This is a genomic window from Mycobacterium sp. AMU20-3851 (assembly GCF_043974665.1).
Classification (GTDB): domain Bacteria; phylum Actinomycetota; class Actinomycetes; order Mycobacteriales; family Mycobacteriaceae; genus Mycobacterium.
The window spans coordinates 106,284-120,773 of sequence record NZ_CP146371.1 but is presented as its reverse complement, the minus strand read 5'-3'; the positions used below and the strand labels follow the sequence as shown (position 1 = coordinate 120,773).

Annotated in this window: 15 protein-coding genes; 2 read left to right on the top strand and 13 right to left on the bottom strand. The window is 68.4% G+C overall.

Annotated elements, in window-relative coordinates; all coding sequences use genetic code 11:
• Window positions 1-53: 53 nt before the first annotated feature.
• From V4U86_RS00585 to V4U86_RS00545, 9 genes are all read right to left on the bottom strand, one after another.
• On the bottom strand, window positions 54-941 hold the full coding sequence (locus V4U86_RS00585) for a DMT family transporter (protein ID WP_395309381.1): 888 nt from the start codon (window positions 939-941) through the stop codon (window positions 54-56).
• A 29-nt stretch (window positions 942-970) separates the two neighbouring features.
• Entirely contained in the window at window positions 971-1,990 is a 1,020-nt protein-coding gene (locus V4U86_RS00580) for a phosphotransferase (RefSeq protein WP_395312268.1), read from the bottom strand.
• A gap of 50 nt (window positions 1,991-2,040) precedes the next feature.
• Window positions 2,041-3,270, bottom strand: a complete 1,230-nt coding sequence (locus V4U86_RS00575; protein WP_395309380.1) for a cytochrome P450 — start codon at window positions 3,268-3,270, stop codon at window positions 2,041-2,043.
• A gap of 104 nt (window positions 3,271-3,374) precedes the next feature.
• Window positions 3,375-4,352, bottom strand: coding sequence for a LacI family DNA-binding transcriptional regulator (locus V4U86_RS00570; protein WP_395309379.1), 978 nt, complete (start codon window positions 4,350-4,352; stop codon window positions 3,375-3,377).
• 7 nt (window positions 4,353-4,359) lie between these two features.
• Complete coding sequence (locus tag V4U86_RS00565) at window positions 4,360-5,709, bottom strand: MFS transporter (RefSeq protein WP_395309378.1); 1,350 nt, start codon at window positions 5,707-5,709, stop codon at window positions 4,360-4,362.
• Window positions 5,710-5,762: 53 nt separating this feature from the next.
• A complete protein-coding gene (locus tag V4U86_RS00560) occupies window positions 5,763-6,761 on the bottom strand; it encodes a TerC family protein (RefSeq protein WP_395309377.1) in 999 nt (332 codons plus the stop codon).
• A 199-nt stretch (window positions 6,762-6,960) separates the two neighbouring features.
• On the bottom strand, window positions 6,961-7,419 hold the full coding sequence (locus V4U86_RS00555) for a hypothetical protein (protein ID WP_395309376.1): 459 nt from the start codon (window positions 7,417-7,419) through the stop codon (window positions 6,961-6,963).
• Window positions 7,420-7,441: 22 nt separating this feature from the next.
• Window positions 7,442-7,846, bottom strand: a complete 405-nt coding sequence (locus tag V4U86_RS00550; RefSeq protein WP_395309375.1) for a ubiquinol-cytochrome c reductase iron-sulfur subunit — start codon at window positions 7,844-7,846, stop codon at window positions 7,442-7,444.
• A 4-nt stretch (window positions 7,847-7,850) separates the two neighbouring features.
• On the bottom strand, window positions 7,851-8,759 hold the full coding sequence (locus V4U86_RS00545; RefSeq protein WP_395309374.1) for an SDR family NAD(P)-dependent oxidoreductase: 909 nt from the start codon (window positions 8,757-8,759) through the stop codon (window positions 7,851-7,853).
• A gap of 110 nt (window positions 8,760-8,869) precedes the next feature.
• On the opposite strand from V4U86_RS00545, the gene V4U86_RS00540 reads away from it, so the two are divergent.
• Window positions 8,870-10,006, top strand: a complete 1,137-nt coding sequence (locus tag V4U86_RS00540) for a GGDEF domain-containing protein (RefSeq protein WP_395309373.1) — start codon at window positions 8,870-8,872, stop codon at window positions 10,004-10,006.
• A 9-nt stretch (window positions 10,007-10,015) separates the two neighbouring features.
• On the opposite strand, the gene V4U86_RS00535 is transcribed toward V4U86_RS00540, so the two are convergent.
• Genes V4U86_RS00535 through V4U86_RS00520 form a run of 4 tightly spaced genes read right to left on the bottom strand, consistent with a single transcriptional unit; the run spans window position 10,016 to window position 12,881 of the window.
• Window positions 10,016-10,828: a dienelactone hydrolase family protein gene (locus tag V4U86_RS00535; protein WP_395309372.1), complete on the bottom strand. Its 813-nt coding sequence runs from the start codon at window positions 10,826-10,828 to the stop codon at window positions 10,016-10,018.
• A complete protein-coding gene (locus V4U86_RS00530) occupies window positions 10,818-11,069 on the bottom strand; it encodes a hypothetical protein (protein WP_395309371.1) in 252 nt (83 codons plus the stop codon). Before V4U86_RS00530 ends, V4U86_RS00535 begins: the two co-directional genes overlap by 11 nt.
• Window positions 11,066-11,242: a hypothetical protein gene (locus tag V4U86_RS00525; RefSeq protein WP_395309370.1), complete on the bottom strand. Its 177-nt coding sequence runs from the start codon at window positions 11,240-11,242 to the stop codon at window positions 11,066-11,068. The genes V4U86_RS00530 and V4U86_RS00525 overlap by 4 nt, the downstream gene beginning before the upstream one ends.
• A 34-nt stretch (window positions 11,243-11,276) precedes the next feature.
• Window positions 11,277-12,881, bottom strand: coding sequence for a PucR family transcriptional regulator (locus V4U86_RS00520; protein WP_395309369.1), 1,605 nt, complete (start codon window positions 12,879-12,881; stop codon window positions 11,277-11,279).
• Between the two features lie 106 nt (window positions 12,882-12,987).
• Here V4U86_RS00520 and V4U86_RS00515 point away from each other — a divergent pair, with 106 nt between their 5' ends.
• On the top strand, window positions 12,988-14,481 hold the full coding sequence (locus V4U86_RS00515; RefSeq protein WP_395309368.1) for a CoA-acylating methylmalonate-semialdehyde dehydrogenase: 1,494 nt from the start codon (window positions 12,988-12,990) through the stop codon (window positions 14,479-14,481).
• Window positions 14,482-14,490: the final 9 nt, after the last annotated feature.

The window sequence follows — 14,490 nt, the reverse complement described above, 5'->3', positions numbered from 1 at the left end:
AAAGATATGCCCGGCTGCCCGCGACCTGCCGATTACCTGTGAGAAGTTCCAGTTCAGACGGTGCGCGACTGCGCTTCGAGCTCTTCTTCGTAGGCGCCCTCATCACGGCCGAGTGCGATGGTGGCCGCCGTCATGGCCAGCACCGCAGCCGTCAGCACCACCGTCTCCCACCGGTTCGCCGTCAACGTCTCGCCGAGGATGAAGACCCCGAGCAGCACCGCGGCGATCGGTTCGACGACCAGCATGGTCGGCACCGACGTCTGCAACGACCCGGCATGGAACGCCGACTGCTGCAGCAGGGTGGCCAGCACCCCGAGTAGCACCAGGGCATACGGCAGCGGGGTTGCCAGCACGTGCGCGACGGGGTGCCTGTCCAGTTCCTGCATCAGGATCTTGGTGAGCACCGCGACCAGACCGAACATCAGCCCGACGGCCACCGCCAGCGGCACCACCCGCTGCCAGCCCGAGCGGCGCACCGCCAGCAGCACGCACCCGATCACCACCACCGAGCACACCGCCACCACCACCGCGATGGTGCGCACGGGCGCCACCTGCTCGGTGACCCGGGGGTGAGCCAGCAATATGAAGATCGCGAGGGACACGGTCAGCAGGACCGCCCACAACCACGCCCTGCGGGTGACCCGCCGGTGCGCGAGCCGGGCACTGAGCGGGAGCGCGAACAGCAGCGCCGACACCAGCAGCGGTTGCACGACGATCAGCGATCCGTTGTCCAGCGCCAGCGCCTGGAAGACGAAACCGGCCACCGCGGCCGCGGTCCCGGCCCACCACAGCGGACGGCGCAGCAGGGTCGCCACCATGACGACGCTGACGCCGTGTTCCTCCGGCACATCGAGCGTCGCCTGCTGGCGCACCACGATGCCGACGGCCGCGAAAATCGCTGCGCACAGGGCGAAGACAACGACGAGGACGTGGTCGATCACCGCCGGCGCCCTCTCGTCACGCCACCACCCTAGGTGGTGAGGACCTCCAGCGCCTGTGCGGTCTGCAGGTCCTCGTAGGCCGCGCTGTAGCGCTGCGCGAGGGCCAGCGCGATGTCCGGACGCTGCCACAGCTCGCCGGCGCTGGCGGTGGCCAGCCAGGTCATCAGCCCATGCGCCACCGAGGCGCGGTAGCGCAGCCAGATCTCCTCGGTCGACGGGAGTTCCTCGGCCGGCAGCCCGAGCGCGTCCCGGTACTCGGCCAACAGGTCCCGCTCGGCGGCCCGGCGGTCCTCGGTCCTCAGCGCGCCCTGCAGGAAGTAGCCCAGGTCCAGTGCGAAGTGGCCGTGCCGGGCGACCTGCCAGTCCAGGAAGCCGAGATCACCGTCCGGCAGCAGGTAGGTGTTGCCGATGTGCGGGTCCCCGTGCAGCAGGGTCTGCGGCACACCGGGGGCGGTCAGGGTCCGGATGAACGGTTTCCAGATGCCTTCCACCAGGTGGTCGATGCTCAGCGCCTGCACCGACGGGGGTGCGTCGTCGCCGAGCCGTTCCAGCGCGGCGGGCAGCGGCGCCCACTGCATCCCGTCCCAGGCCACGAACGGCTCCAACCATTCCAGGCCGGGCCGGGCCACCCGGTGGCCCCAGAATGCGCCGTGCAACCGGGCCAGTCCGCGCACCCCGTTGGCCGCCTGCTCGACGGTCAACGGCCGGGTGGCGTCCCGCGGATCCGCGTCCCGCGCGGTGAGATCCTCCATCACCAGCAGGAAGTCTTCGTCGGCCTCGTCGATCGGGGCCGCGTACACCAGCGGATGTTCCAGCGGCAGCGCGACGCCGGAGGTGAACAGCCGCGGCTCGTGCAACAGACCGCTGGTCATCTTGATCAGGGCCTTGTGGTCGGGATCGACGGCCTTGACGAACACCGTCTCCGGGCCCGGCCCCGCCGCGTAGGTCAGCGCCAGCCGGGCCCGCCGGTTGGTGCCGTCATCGCGCATGGCGACGGTCACCGTGTCGACCACCGCCCCGGGGATCTCCTGGGCCAGCGCGGCGGTCATCCACTCGGGGGTGACGTCCTCCCAGATTCTGGGAACCGATAGGCCGGTCGTCACGACACGATGAGCGGCATCGATTCCCAGCCGCGCACCGTGGAGGTCGGTGACAGCACCGCGTTGTCCAGATCGGTGTCCCACTCCGGGAACCGCTTGAGCAGTTCTTCCAGCGCGATGCGGCCCTCCAGCCGCGCCAGCGCCGAACCCAGGCAGAAGTGCGTGCCGACGCTGAACGCCAGGTGCTGGCGCTGCTCGCGGTGGATGTCGAAAACCTCACCGTCCGGCGGGAATTGGCGGCTGTCGCGGACCGCGGCACCGATCAGCATCATCATCGACGAGCCCTCGGGCACCGTCTGGCCGTAGAACTCGACATCGCGGGTCACGTAGCGCGCCACGTGAGGGGCCGGCGGTTCGAAGCGCAGGATCTCCTCGATGGCCTGTGGGATCAGCCCGGGGTTCTCGACCAGCTGGCGGCGCTGATCGGGATGTTCGGCGAGCACCTTGGCTGCCCACCCGATGAGCCGGGTGGTGGTCTCGTTACCCGCGCCGGCCACCACATTGATGTAGATGAGCAGTTCTTCGCGGGTGAGCTTGCGGGTGACGCCATGCTCGTCGGTGAACTCGACGTTGAGCAGGTCGGTCATGATGTCGTCGGACGGGTTGTCCTTGCGCCAGTCGATGTAGGTCTCGAAGATCGATCCGTCGACCAGGCCCTCCTCGGCGGCCTTCATCGGCTGGCCGGCCTCGGTGCGCATCTGCGCATTGGCGTGGTCGCGGATCATCTCCTGGTCGTCCTCGGGGATGCCGAGCAGCGCGCTGATCACCTGCATCGGCATGATCGCGCCGAAATCACCGATGACGTCGAAGCGTCCGGAACCGACCAGCGGGTCCAGGGCGCGGGCACAGAACTCCCGGATCTTGGGCTCCAGCGCGTTGATCTTGCGCGGGGTGAACATCCTCGACAGCAGTTTGCGGTGCGCGGTGTGGATCGGCGGGTCCTCGAAGATCAGTGCGCCGGAGGGGATCTCGATGTTGGCCTTGATGAGCTCGATGATCGCCCCGCGGGCCGAACTGAAGGTCTCGTGGTCGATGAGCGCCTTGTTGACGTCGGAGAAGCGGCTCAGTGCGTAGAAGTCGAACTGTTCGTTGTAGTAGAGCGGCGCCTCCTCCCGCAGGCGCGCGAACGCCGGATACGGGTCGGCGTTGATCTCGACGTTGTACGGGTCGAAATAGACATCGCCGACGGCGGTGCCGTCAGTCTGTTCCGTGCTTGCGTCCACCGTCACTGCTGCCACCTCTCACACCCCGGTTAACTTACTCGCGTAAGTTACGCGGGTCACAGGGTGCAGGGCAAGCTCGGATGTTTACAGGTCGGCGACGATCTGTCGCGTCAGGTGGACGCCCGCTGGATCAGATGGGCCACATTCTCGCTGCTGGGTTCCCGGCCGGCGGGGTAACCGAGCTCGGTCATCATCGCCGCCACCGACACCTCCACGATCGTCTTGGCATCCAGCCCCACCGAGGTCAGCGGCGGGCCGCTGACGGCACCGAGCGGGATGGCGTCGACGCCCATCACCGCGAGGTCCTGCGGGCAACGCAACCCCGCCTCCCGGATGCCGTGCAGCACCACCAGCGCGGTCTCGTCGCTCTGCGCGCACACCGCGGTCACCCCGGCATCGACCCAACGCCGCACCGCATCGGCGGCGTCGGATCCGTCGGCGGCGACGGTCGCGGTGTCGATCTCGGGCAACCCGGCCGCGGCCACCTGCAGTCCGGACAGCCAGTAGTCGCCCAGCGGACGCAGCGCCTCATCGCCGGCGTAGGCGAACGCCAGCCGGCGGTGACCGCGGGACACCAGATGCTCAACCCGCATCCGTCCGATGGTCAGATGGAGTTCGCCCATCGCGTGCAACTGGGCACTGCCCAGATGGATCTGCGGTATCCCGGCCGCGGTGACGGCGTCCAGCGCCGCGCCGGACAGGCCGAACACACTGGTCACCGCGATCGGGTTCAGGTCGGCGACGGCGTCGACCACATTGCGGCCGTCGTCGGTCTCGAACTGCAGCGAGAGCACCACCCCGTGGCGGGCCAGTTCGGTGGTCAGCCGGCTGCCGACCTCCAGCAGCAATTCGCCCAGCGAGATCCGCGGGACGATGTACAGCACCACCCCGCTGCCGCCCCGGGCCAGATTGCGGGCCGCCAGATTGGGCCGGTAGCCCAGCGCCTTGGCGGCGTCGCGCACCGCGGCGCGGGTCTGGGCCGAGATCGTCTGGCCCTTGACGTCGTTGAGCACGTAGCTGACGGTCGCCGCCGAGACATTGGCCAGCCGCGCCACATCGGCTTTGGTCGGCCGCGCCCCCGGTCTCATCGGCCCATCATCGCAGGCTCGGTTGTCCCTGGTCTCCGGTTACGGTCGCCGTCAGCGGCTTACCCGCGGATTCCCGCAGGGTCAGCACCGTGGACAGGGACAGCACCGCGGCGATCACCAGATAGAACGCGGCCGCCCGGGGGTTACCGGTCTCGGCCGTCAACCAGGTCACCACGTACGGCGTGGTGCCGCCGAACACCGCGACGCAGACGTTGTAGCCGACCGCGAAACCGCTGTAGCGCACCCGGGTGGCGAACAGCTCGACGCCCGCGGTGACGGCGGTGGAGATGTAGATCGACTCGATCGCCGCCAGCAGACAGTGCGCGGTGATCGCAGCGACCAGCGACCCCGAGGTGAGCAACAGGAACAGCGGATAGCTCAGCACCGCGAAGGCCACCGCACCGGCGATCAGCATCGGCCGGCGCCCGATCCGGTCCGACAGGGCGGCGAACGGCAGCGTCAGCACCAGCGCCACCAGGCTGGCCAACGTGATCGAGACGAAGGACGCGGTCTTGGAGAACTCGAGGGTCTTGATCAGGTAGGTCGGCAGGAAGGTGAACACCACGTAGTAGCCGACGTTGAAGATCAGGAACAGCCCGATGACCTGCAGGATGGGCTGCCACGACGTGGTCAGGGCCTCCCGCAGCGGCCGGTCGGCAACCTTGTCGGCGGTACTCAGATCGGTGAATTCCGGGGTGTCGTCCAGGCGCATCCGGATGTAGAGGCCGACCAGCCCGAGCGGCGCGGCGAGCAGGAACGGGATGCGCCAGCCGTAACTGTCCATCGCATCGGCGGCCAGCCCGGCCTGCAGCAGCGTCACGGTGATGGAGCCGAGCAGGAAGCCCAGCACGCCCGACCACACCATGAAGGTGACCACGAATCCACGCCGGCGGTCGGCGGCGTATTCGGCCAGGTACACCGCGCCGCCGCCGTACTCCCCGCCCGCCGAGAAACCCTGCACGCAGCGCAGCACCAGCAGCAGCAGCGGTGCCGCGACCCCGATCGCCGAGTAGGTCGGCAGCAAGCCGATGAGCAGCGTCGCCGCCGACATCAGCAGGATCACCAGGGCCAGCACCTTCTGCCTGCCGATCCGGTCACCGAGCGGGCCGAACACGAACCCGCCGAGCGGCCGCATGAAGAACGCCGCCGCGAAGATCGCGAAGGTGTTCAGCAGGGCGGCCGTCTCGTTGCCCGACGGGAAGAAGTTCGCCGCGATATAGGTGGCCAGGAATCCGTAGATGGCGAAGTCGAACCATTCCACGGCGTTGCCGATGGACGCGCCGACGACGGCCTTACGGACCGCTGCGGGTGCAGGGCGAGCGGAGCGACGGGGGATGGACTCCGAGGCGGACGGCATGCCGACCTACAGTAGTGAATTCCCTGCGCGCATAACGGGTTTGAGCGTATCGCTTAGTCCGCGGTGCGCTCCGACTCCTCGTCGGCCTTCTTGTCGACCACCCGCGTCTTGTACAGGCTCGCGACGGTGGTGATGACGAGGGTGACGATGATGACGCCGAGGCTGGCCAGCGTCGGGATCTCGGGCACCGGCACGTGCTCACCGCCGTTGATGAACGGCAGCTCGTTCTCGTGCAGCGCGTGCAGCAGCAGCTTGACGCCGATGAAGCCGAGGATGAACGACAGGCCCTGGGACAGGTACACCAGCCGCTTGAGCAGGTCACCGAGCAGGAAGTAGAGCTGGCGCAGCCCCATCAGGGCGAACACGTTGGCGGTGAAGACCAGGTAGGGCTCCTGGGTGAGCCCGTAGATCGCGGGGATGGAGTCCAGCGCGAACAGCAGGTCGGTGGTGCCGAGCGCGACGATCACCAGGAACATCGGCGTCATGACGCGCTTGGAGCCCTCTTTGACCGTCAGCTTGAGGCCGTGCCACTTGTCGGTGGTGTTGAGGTAGTTGCGCGCGAACCGGACGACGCTGTTCTCGCCGTCGTCCTCGTGGTCGGTGTCCTTGGCCAGCTTCCAGGCGGTGTAGATCAGGAACGCACCGAAGATGTAGAACACCCAGGAGAACTGGTTGATGGCGACCGCGCCGAGGGCGATGAAGATGCCGCGGAAGATCAGCGCCAGGATGATGCCGACGAGCAGCGCCTGCTGCTGGTAGATCCTGGGCACCTTGAAGCTGGCCATGATGATCAAGAAGATGAACAGGTTGTCCACCGAGAGGCTGTACTCGGTGAGCCAGCCGGCGAAGAATTCGACACCGTACTGGTGGCCGTGGAACACCCAGGTCCAGATTCCGAACGCGATGGCCAGGCCGACGTAGAAGGTCAGCGCGATGGACGTCTCCCGGGTGGACGGCTCGTGCGGCCGACGGCCGAACACGACGATATCCACCAGCAGGACGCCCAGGGTGACAGCGAGGGTGATGCCCCACTCGAGTGTGGACACGTTCATATGGTCGGAGCCTCCGGTCGTCGATCAACGGCCGAGGTCTCTTCCGCCCGCCGGACGTGACGCGGGCCTGCAGCACCGGTCGTCCGATGACAGACGACGTGATGACGACACCGCAGCGTTGGGAGTACTCCCCTCGGCGCTGATTCTGTCAGACGATCACATCCCCGGCTAATCGGTGGGTTAAACGCCGACGTCGGCGCTACCCATCCTGCTCCTCATCGTCGCTGCTCTGCGTGGTGGAGGCGAACGGGTTCAGGATGAACGGGTTCTCGTCGTCGAGGGTCGGTTCGGTCGTGTCCGTCGTGTCCTCGGAGGTGGTCTCCGAGGTCTCGTTCGTCGTCGTGGTCGTGCTCGTGGTCGTGGTCGTGCTCGTGGTCGTGGGGCTCGTCGTGGTGGTGCGCGACGTGGTCGTCCGCGAGGTGGTCGTCCGGGAGGTGGTGGTCTTGGCCGCGCTCGTGGTCGAGGGCGAGTAGTCGGTGTAGTACTGCGGGCCGTAACTCGGCTCCACCGAGCTCTGCGAGGTCTGCACCACCGCGTAGATCAGCACACCGATCACCAGCACCCCGGCGACACCGGCGCCGACCACGGCCCAGGACTCCTCGTACCACGGAATCTGGGCCGGGCCCGGGTCCGGCTCATCGCGCTGGTCGTCTGCCACAGGCGCTGATGGTAACGAGCTTTCAGCCCGCCACGATCGATTCACCCCGGACTGTGATCGCCGCCGGAGCCAGCGGTTCGCGGGCCGGGCCGGAGATCACCGCCCCGTCCAGCCCGAAGATGCTGTGGTGGCACGGGCAGATCACCTCGGCGCCGTCCACCTCGGATACCTCGCACCCCTTGTGCGGGCACACCGCCGAGAATCCGGCGAACTCACCGGCCCGGGCCTGGGTCAGCACGATGCCGTCCACGATGAGCGCGGACCCGACCGGCACGTCGGCGGTGCCGGCCAGCACCCCGTCCTCGCGTGCGGGCGGTGCGGGCCGGTCCTGTCCGCGCGAGCAGGCGACGAGGACGCCCGCTCCCACCGCGACGCCGCCGCCGACGAGGGCCTGGCGGCGCGGGATTACCGCCTGCTCGGGATCCATCGGATCATTGTGCGACGGAAAGCGCCGTGCCGGTCTCCTGTTCGGCGAACTGCACCACCCGTGCAGCCGCCGCGTAGTCGCAGGCCAACGCCGAACGCCCGATCAACACCGGTCCGCCGCGCAGCCCGAACCGGCCCTGCACACCCACGTAGCTGCCCGGCGGGATCGGCTCGGTGATGCAGTACAGCGTGGTGGCCGCGCCCGCGGCGGCGTCGTTGGCCGCCATCGAGGCGACCAGCTTGACGCCCCGCTGCACCACGCCCAGCAGCCGGCCCCCCGAGACGTTCGGCAGGTTGGAGTCGACCCAGCCGGGGTGGGTGAGGTGGCTGATGACCGGTGACTGCGCGGCACGCAGGCGGCGGTCCAGTTCCAGCCCCCACAGCATGACCGCCAGCTTCGACCGGGCGTAGGCGCCCATCACCGTCCACTTGTGGGTGCGCAGATGCATATCGTCCAACCGCAGCGTGGCCGACTCGTGGGCCTGCGAACCGACGTTGATGATCTGGGAGCGCACCCGGTCCAGCAGCAGATTGGTCAGCGCGAACGGGCCGAGCAGGTTGGTGGCGATCGTCGCCTCGAATCCGTCGACGGTGTCCTCCCGGTGCTGGGTGAGCGCACCGGCGTTGTTGACCAGGATGTCGACGACGTTGATGCCGTGCTCGTCGAGCAGCCCGGGAAAGGCCCGCACCGACGATTGGTCGGCGAGGTCCAGACGCGCCACCGTGGTGTGGCCGCCGATCTCGGCCGCGCGCTGCGCCCCGAGTTCGGTGTTGCGCACCGCCAGCACCACATGCGCTCCGGCACGCGTCAGGGCCGCGGCCGTCGCCAGTCCGACGCCGTTGGTCGCTCCGGTCACGATGATGGTCCGGCCGGTGAGATCGCCGAGTCGGGCTGGGGTCCACGGGGCTGTCATAGCCCCAGGCTAACGAGACGCGGACGGCATGGAGACCATGCGACGGTCTCGGATCCCGCCGTATGCTGTGGTCGAAATCTTCCACGGTGTTGCGAGGGGAGCGACAGCTGATGGTGACCCCCTCGCGGTGGCGACATGGCGGCGATCACTACGAGTGGCTGACGGCCTATCTGGCCGCCCGGGATCTCCAGGTCGTCACCTGCCGCGTCGTCGCCGCCATCGCCGCCGGTCTGGCCGCAATCGTCATCTTCCAGCGGGCCGCCACCACCGATCTGATCGGCACGCACCAGATGGTGGTGACCGTCATCGTCGCGCTGTCCTGCGCCGCGATCGCCCTGCTCTGGCTGCGGTCGGACTGGCCGACCCGGTGGCAGTCCCGGGTGTGCCTGATCCTGGGCACCGCGCTCATCATGGTGGTCTGCACATCGGATCCCGATCCGGTGCTGGGCCTGCTGGGCACCGCCGCGTTCGCCGTGACCACCGCCTACGCGGTCTTCTTCCACTCCCGGTCCTGGCTCATCCTGGTCTGGACCGCCCAGGCAGCGACGCTGGCCATCCTGGCGTGGCGGCTGGTGGCCATCGACTATGCGCTGGCGTTGTCCAGCGTGGGATTCGTGGCGGTGATGAACGTGGTGGTGGCCTTCGCCTGCGAGTTGGTGCTGCGCATCATCGGCTCGGAGAAACCGCACGGCGAGATCGAACCGCTGACCGGCCTGCCGAACCGGCAGACCTTTTACGACAACGTCGCCACCCTGATCGGATCCCGCAGCCGCCGCGACGACCGCTACCTCATCCTGATCGTGGTCAACCTGGACAGCTTCTCCCTGTTGACCGCCATGTCCGGCAAGGCCGGCGGCAACAAGGCGCGGGTCGCCATCGGGCAGCGGCTGCGCGAAACGGTGCGCGGTGACGCGGTGATCGGGCATTTCAGCGAGGCCGAGTACCTGGTCGCCGATGTGTTCACCACCCCGGACCCCACCCCGCTGGCCGAGCGCATCCTGGGCACCATCAAGTCCGCGCCGTTCAAGCTGACCGCGAGCCTGGGGGTGGTGAGCACCCCGCTGCAGCCGCTGACCGGGCAGGGATCCCACGATGTGCTCGACGAGTTGGTGACCATCGGGACCAACGCCATGTACGAGGCCCGCAAGTCCGGTGGCAACCAGATGCGCCTGCTGCTGTCGCCGGTGCTGGCCACCGTCGAGGACGACGAGCCCGACGACCGTCCCGGCGTCGACCGGTCGGCCTAGATCTGGTGCTCAGACCGGGCTGAGCAGCCGGCTGCGGAACAGCTCGAGCACCTGATCGAGGGCGGCCCGGGTGGGTTGGCCGGGCTCGTCGATGAGATGTTCGGTCAGCACCGAATGCGGCGGCATCGCCCCCTCCGGGTTGGCCGATCCGGCACTCAGTTCCACAGCGACGAAGGCGTCCCCGAGTTGGTCGCGCAGGAACTGGAAACGTTCGGCCGGCACGAATTTGTCGGAGTCGAACCGCAATCCGAGCACGGTCAGCCCGCGGGCACACCGACCCTTCACGATCTCCAGATCCTCCGGTGAGATGTCGATCGACCGCTTCTGGGCCTTGGTGAGGGCGGCCGGCATCGACGGCTGGGCCAGCACGGGCGCCAGCAGGACGTCGTCGGTGGCCATCGCCAGGGCGTAGCCGCCGGTGAAGCACATACCGACCGCGCCGACACCGGGTCCCCCACAGCGATCGTGCTCATAACGGGCCAGCGCCCGGAGCCAGCCGACGACCGGCGAGGTGCGGCCGGTGGCCAGCGTGACGAACTCCTTGCTCACGCAGGCCGGGACCATCGCACTGGCCAGGGTGCGCACCGTGGCCAGCCCGCCGACGTTGGGATCCCGGCCCGGAACCCCGAACAGGTGCGGGAGCACGGCCGTGCACCCGATGTCGGCGACCTGGCGCGCGAAGGCCAGCACCTTGGGGGTGATTCCGGGCATCTCGGCGATCACGATGACCGCCGGCCCGCTGCCACGGCGGTACACCGTGCGGGTCTTGCCCTCGTGGCAGAACTCGGTCTGTTCGAAATCGGACAGATCGTCATCCGACATAGCAGCGCTCCTCTACCGGTCCGGTGATCAACATCATCGGCCACAGCGCGGTGGTTGCGCCGAACGACGCGAGATCGGCGCCGGCCGGGATCCGGGTCTGCAGTTGGGTCTCCAGTGCCCGCACGTCGTCGGGATGGGCGATGGTGAACACCAGACCGATGACGATGTAGGGCAGCGCGAGCCACATCAGGAATTCGAGCATCGCCTCCACCTGGACCGGTCGGCTGAGGAACCGGCTCATAACCCGCAGAACCGGTAGGCCAGCAACAGCGGCCAGCCCAGCACGGAGCCGAGAAGCGGGTCGGATTGGGTGAAGGCCCAGACCACACCGATGATCAGGTACGGAATGGCCAGCAGGAACGCAAGTCCCATCCACTCCGCGACAGCCATCTCGTAGCGCAGGATTCGGCGCATGCGCCTGACAGTACCGCGAGGGCGCCGCACGCGCTCACGCCTTCGGAATGTCGATTCCGTTCCGGCCCTGCGCATCCAGCACCATGAGCGCGACGTGCAGCGAGGTCATCGATTCGCCGTCTTCGAGATCCACACCGAGAGCGGCCCGCACGGCGGCCAATCGCTTGTAGAGCACCGGCCTGCTGATGTGCAGCCGGGAGGCCACGGCCGCTTTGTTACCGGCCAGCTTCAGGTACTCACGCAGCAGATCGACGTGCGCGGGGTCGCCGGCCAGCAGCGCCCGCAGTTCGGTCTCGGCGAAGGTCTGCACCCGCGGGTCGTCCCGCAGCAGCGAAACCAGCCCGCGCAGCCGGACGTCGGCGGCGCGGTAGAAGGGCCGTGACGGCTCCCCGGTGGCGGCCGAATCCTGCAGCGCCAGTGCGACCTCGGCGATGTGCGAGGCTTCGCCGAGACCGGTGACGGCGTCGACCACCCCGTCCACCGCGGGCCCGACCGCCAACACCGCGCCCGCGGTGCCGTCCACCCGGGCGATCTCCGAGCGCAGCGCGGTGCCGAGGGCGGCCAGCGCCTCCTCGGCCGGCCGGGTGACCCCGAGGGCCAACACGCCTCCCACTTCCCCGTCCCGCCGCAGCGCACACAGCCCGGTGTGCCCGGAGGCGTTGACGGTGTGCAGCACGGTGTCCACTAGCAGGACGTTCTGTCGTTGCGCGGCAACGGGATCCGTCGCCGTGAGTGGTCTACGGACACGCACCACCACGGGTGTGTAGTGCGCTGCCGAGCGCAGGCCCAGGGCATGCGCGCGCGCCGCGGCTTCCCGTTCGTCGGCGATCCGCCCGCGCAGCACATCGTCGATGAGCCCGCTCTGGGCCTGGTGGTGCATGCCGGTGCGGTCGCGTTCGATCATCCGGTTCAGCGCCAACGCCACCGCGGCGCGTTCCAGCACCATCTGGGTGCGGTCGGGATCGGGTGAGGGCACCGGGACGATCAACCGGCCCCACTGCTCGGAGCGCGCGCCGACCGCGGTGATCGCCCACTGCTCCGCGGTGGCGCGCAGCCGGGAACGCCGCTCCCAGTCGCGCAACAGATCCGCGGACCGCCCGCGCAGCGACACCGCGAGGGCACGGTGGGTCAGGTCCTCCAACACCACCGGTTCGTCCAGGATGCCGGCGGCGGCCTCGACGATGCCCGCCGCGGACAGGCGTTTGAGGCTCAGCTCGGTGAAGGTCTGGTGCACCCGGCGGTCGAAGTCGACCCGTTCGTACTGGTCGGCGACGATCAGCCGGTGCACGGCCTCGGTCACCTCGACGAACCGCACCTGCCGGCGCAGCGCCACCAACGCCAGCCCGCACTCGGCGGCGATATCACCCAGCCCGGCGGGTAGCGGTGTCGCACCGACCTCGACCACCACCCCGATGACCCCGGCGTCGGCCATCCGGCGTAGATAGTCGCGTGGCGAATCACGCAGTGCCGCACCGGTTGTCAACACCAACTCACCGCCTTGCACCAGTGCCGAGAGGTCTGGTACATCACTGACGTGCACCCAGCGAATGGGTTCGTCGAAGCGGCGCCCGCTGAGCACCTCGGGATCGCCGGCCCGGATCACCGGTAGCGCGATCACCTCGGCCACAGTCAGCTGCATATACAGAGTGTATGCGCGCACCACATATTCGAGACATTCTGTCGCGTTCGTGCGGGGATCCCGGACCGCACACTGAAATCACCCGATAGAAAGTGAGCTCATAGCGATGCAAGCCACCGTTCAGCACTGGTCCAACGGCACATTCTTCGAAGGCACCTCGGGTGCCACCGCGCCGGTCACCAACCCCGCGACCGGCCAGGTCACCGGTCAGGTCGCCCTGGGCAGCGTCGCCGACGCCCAGGCCGTCATCGACGCCGCCGCGGCCGCGTTCCCGGCCTGGCGTGACGCGTCGCTGGCCAAGCGCACCCAGGTACTGTTCCGGTTCCGCGAACTGCTCAACGAGCGCAAGGGTGAGCTGGCCGAGATCATCACCAGCGAGCACGGCAAGGTGGTCTCCGACGCCCTCGGCGAGGTCGGCCGCGGCCAGGAAGTCGTCGAGTTCGCTTGCGGCATCCCGCATCTGCTCAAGGGTGGTTACACCGAGAACGCCTCCACCAAGGTCGACGTCTACTCCATCCGCCAGCCCCTGGGCCCGGTGGCGATCATCTCGCCGTTCAACTTCCCGGCCATGGTGCCGATGTGGTTCTTCCCGGTCGCCATCGCCGCGGGTAACACCGTGGTGCTCAAGCCCTCGGAGAAGGATCCGTCCGCCTCGCTGTGGCTGGCGGCGCTGTGGAAGGAAGCCGGTCTGCCCGACGGTGTGTTCAACGTGCTGCAGGGCGACAAGACCGTCGTCGATGAGCTGCTGACCAACCCCAAGATCAAGAGCGTGTCCTTCGTCGGGTCCACCCCGATCGCCCAGTACGTCTACGCCACCGGCACCGCCGCCGGCAAGCGCGTCCAAGCCCTCGGCGGCGCCAAGAACCACGCCGTGATCCTGCCCGACGCCGACCTGGACCTGGCCGCCGATGCCATGGTCAACGCCGGTTTCGGCTCCGCCGGTGAGCGCTGCATGGCCATCAGCGCCGCCGTTGCGGTCGGCCCCATCGCCGACGACCTGGTCGCCAAGATCACCGAGCGCACCGTGGGCCTCAAGACCGGTGACGGCACCAAGGACTCCGATATGGGCCCGCTGGTCACCAAGGCCCACCGCGACAAGGTGGCCTCCTACATCGACGCCGGCGAGGCCGACGGCGCCAAGGTCGTCGTCGACGGCCGCAATGTCCAGGCCGACGGCGGCGAAGACGGTTTCTGGCTGGGCCCCACCCTGCTCGACAACGTCACCCGCGATATGAGCGTCTACACCGACGAGATCTTCGGCCCCGTGCTCTCGGTGCTGCGCGTCGAGACCTATGACGAAGCCCTGGAGTTGATCAACACCAACCCCTACGGCAACGGCACCGCCATCTTCACCAACGACGGCGGCGCGGCGCGGCGCTTCCAGAACGAGGTCGAGGTCGGCATGGTCGGCATCAACGTCCCGATCCCCGTCCCGATGGCCTACTACAGCTTCGGCGGCTGGAAGGCCTCCCTGTTCGGCGACAGCCACGCCCACGGCATGGACGGCGTGAACTTCTTCACCCGACAGAAGGCCATCACCAGCCGCTGGCTCGACCCGTCGCACGGCGGAATCGACCTCGGCTTCCCCGGTAACAAGTGAGAGACTGAG

Excerpts from the sequence above, each read along its gene's own strand:
- V4U86_RS00540 (WP_395309373.1), top strand. The coding sequence starts at position 8,870 with ATGGTGACCCCCTCGCGGTGGCGACATGGCGGCGATCACTACGAGTGG.
- V4U86_RS00520 (WP_395309369.1), bottom strand. The coding sequence starts at position 12,881 with ATGCAGCTGACTGTGGCCGAGGTGATCGCGCTACCGGTGATCCGGGCC.
- V4U86_RS00570 (WP_395309379.1), bottom strand. The coding sequence starts at position 4,352 with ATGAGACCGGGGGCGCGGCCGACCAAAGCCGATGTGGCGCGGCTGGCC.
- V4U86_RS00545 (WP_395309374.1), bottom strand. The coding sequence starts at position 8,759 with ATGACAGCCCCGTGGACCCCAGCCCGACTCGGCGATCTCACCGGCCGG.
- V4U86_RS00515 (WP_395309368.1), top strand. The coding sequence starts at position 12,988 with ATGCAAGCCACCGTTCAGCACTGGTCCAACGGCACATTCTTCGAAGGC.
- V4U86_RS00580 (WP_395312268.1), bottom strand. The coding sequence starts at position 1,990 with ATGACCGCCGCGCTGGCCCAGGAGATCCCCGGGGCGGTGGTCGACACG.
- V4U86_RS00565 (WP_395309378.1), bottom strand. The coding sequence starts at position 5,709 with ATGCCGTCCGCCTCGGAGTCCATCCCCCGTCGCTCCGCTCGCCCTGCA.
- V4U86_RS00560 (WP_395309377.1), bottom strand. The coding sequence starts at position 6,761 with ATGAACGTGTCCACACTCGAGTGGGGCATCACCCTCGCTGTCACCCTG.
- V4U86_RS00525 (WP_395309370.1), bottom strand. The coding sequence starts at position 11,242 with ATGCGCCGAATCCTGCGCTACGAGATGGCTGTCGCGGAGTGGATGGGA.
- V4U86_RS00535 (WP_395309372.1), bottom strand. The coding sequence starts at position 10,828 with ATGTCGGATGACGATCTGTCCGATTTCGAACAGACCGAGTTCTGCCAC.
- V4U86_RS00550 (WP_395309375.1), bottom strand. The coding sequence starts at position 7,846 with ATGGATCCCGAGCAGGCGGTAATCCCGCGCCGCCAGGCCCTCGTCGGC.
- V4U86_RS00530 (WP_395309371.1), bottom strand. The coding sequence starts at position 11,069 with ATGAGCCGGTTCCTCAGCCGACCGGTCCAGGTGGAGGCGATGCTCGAA.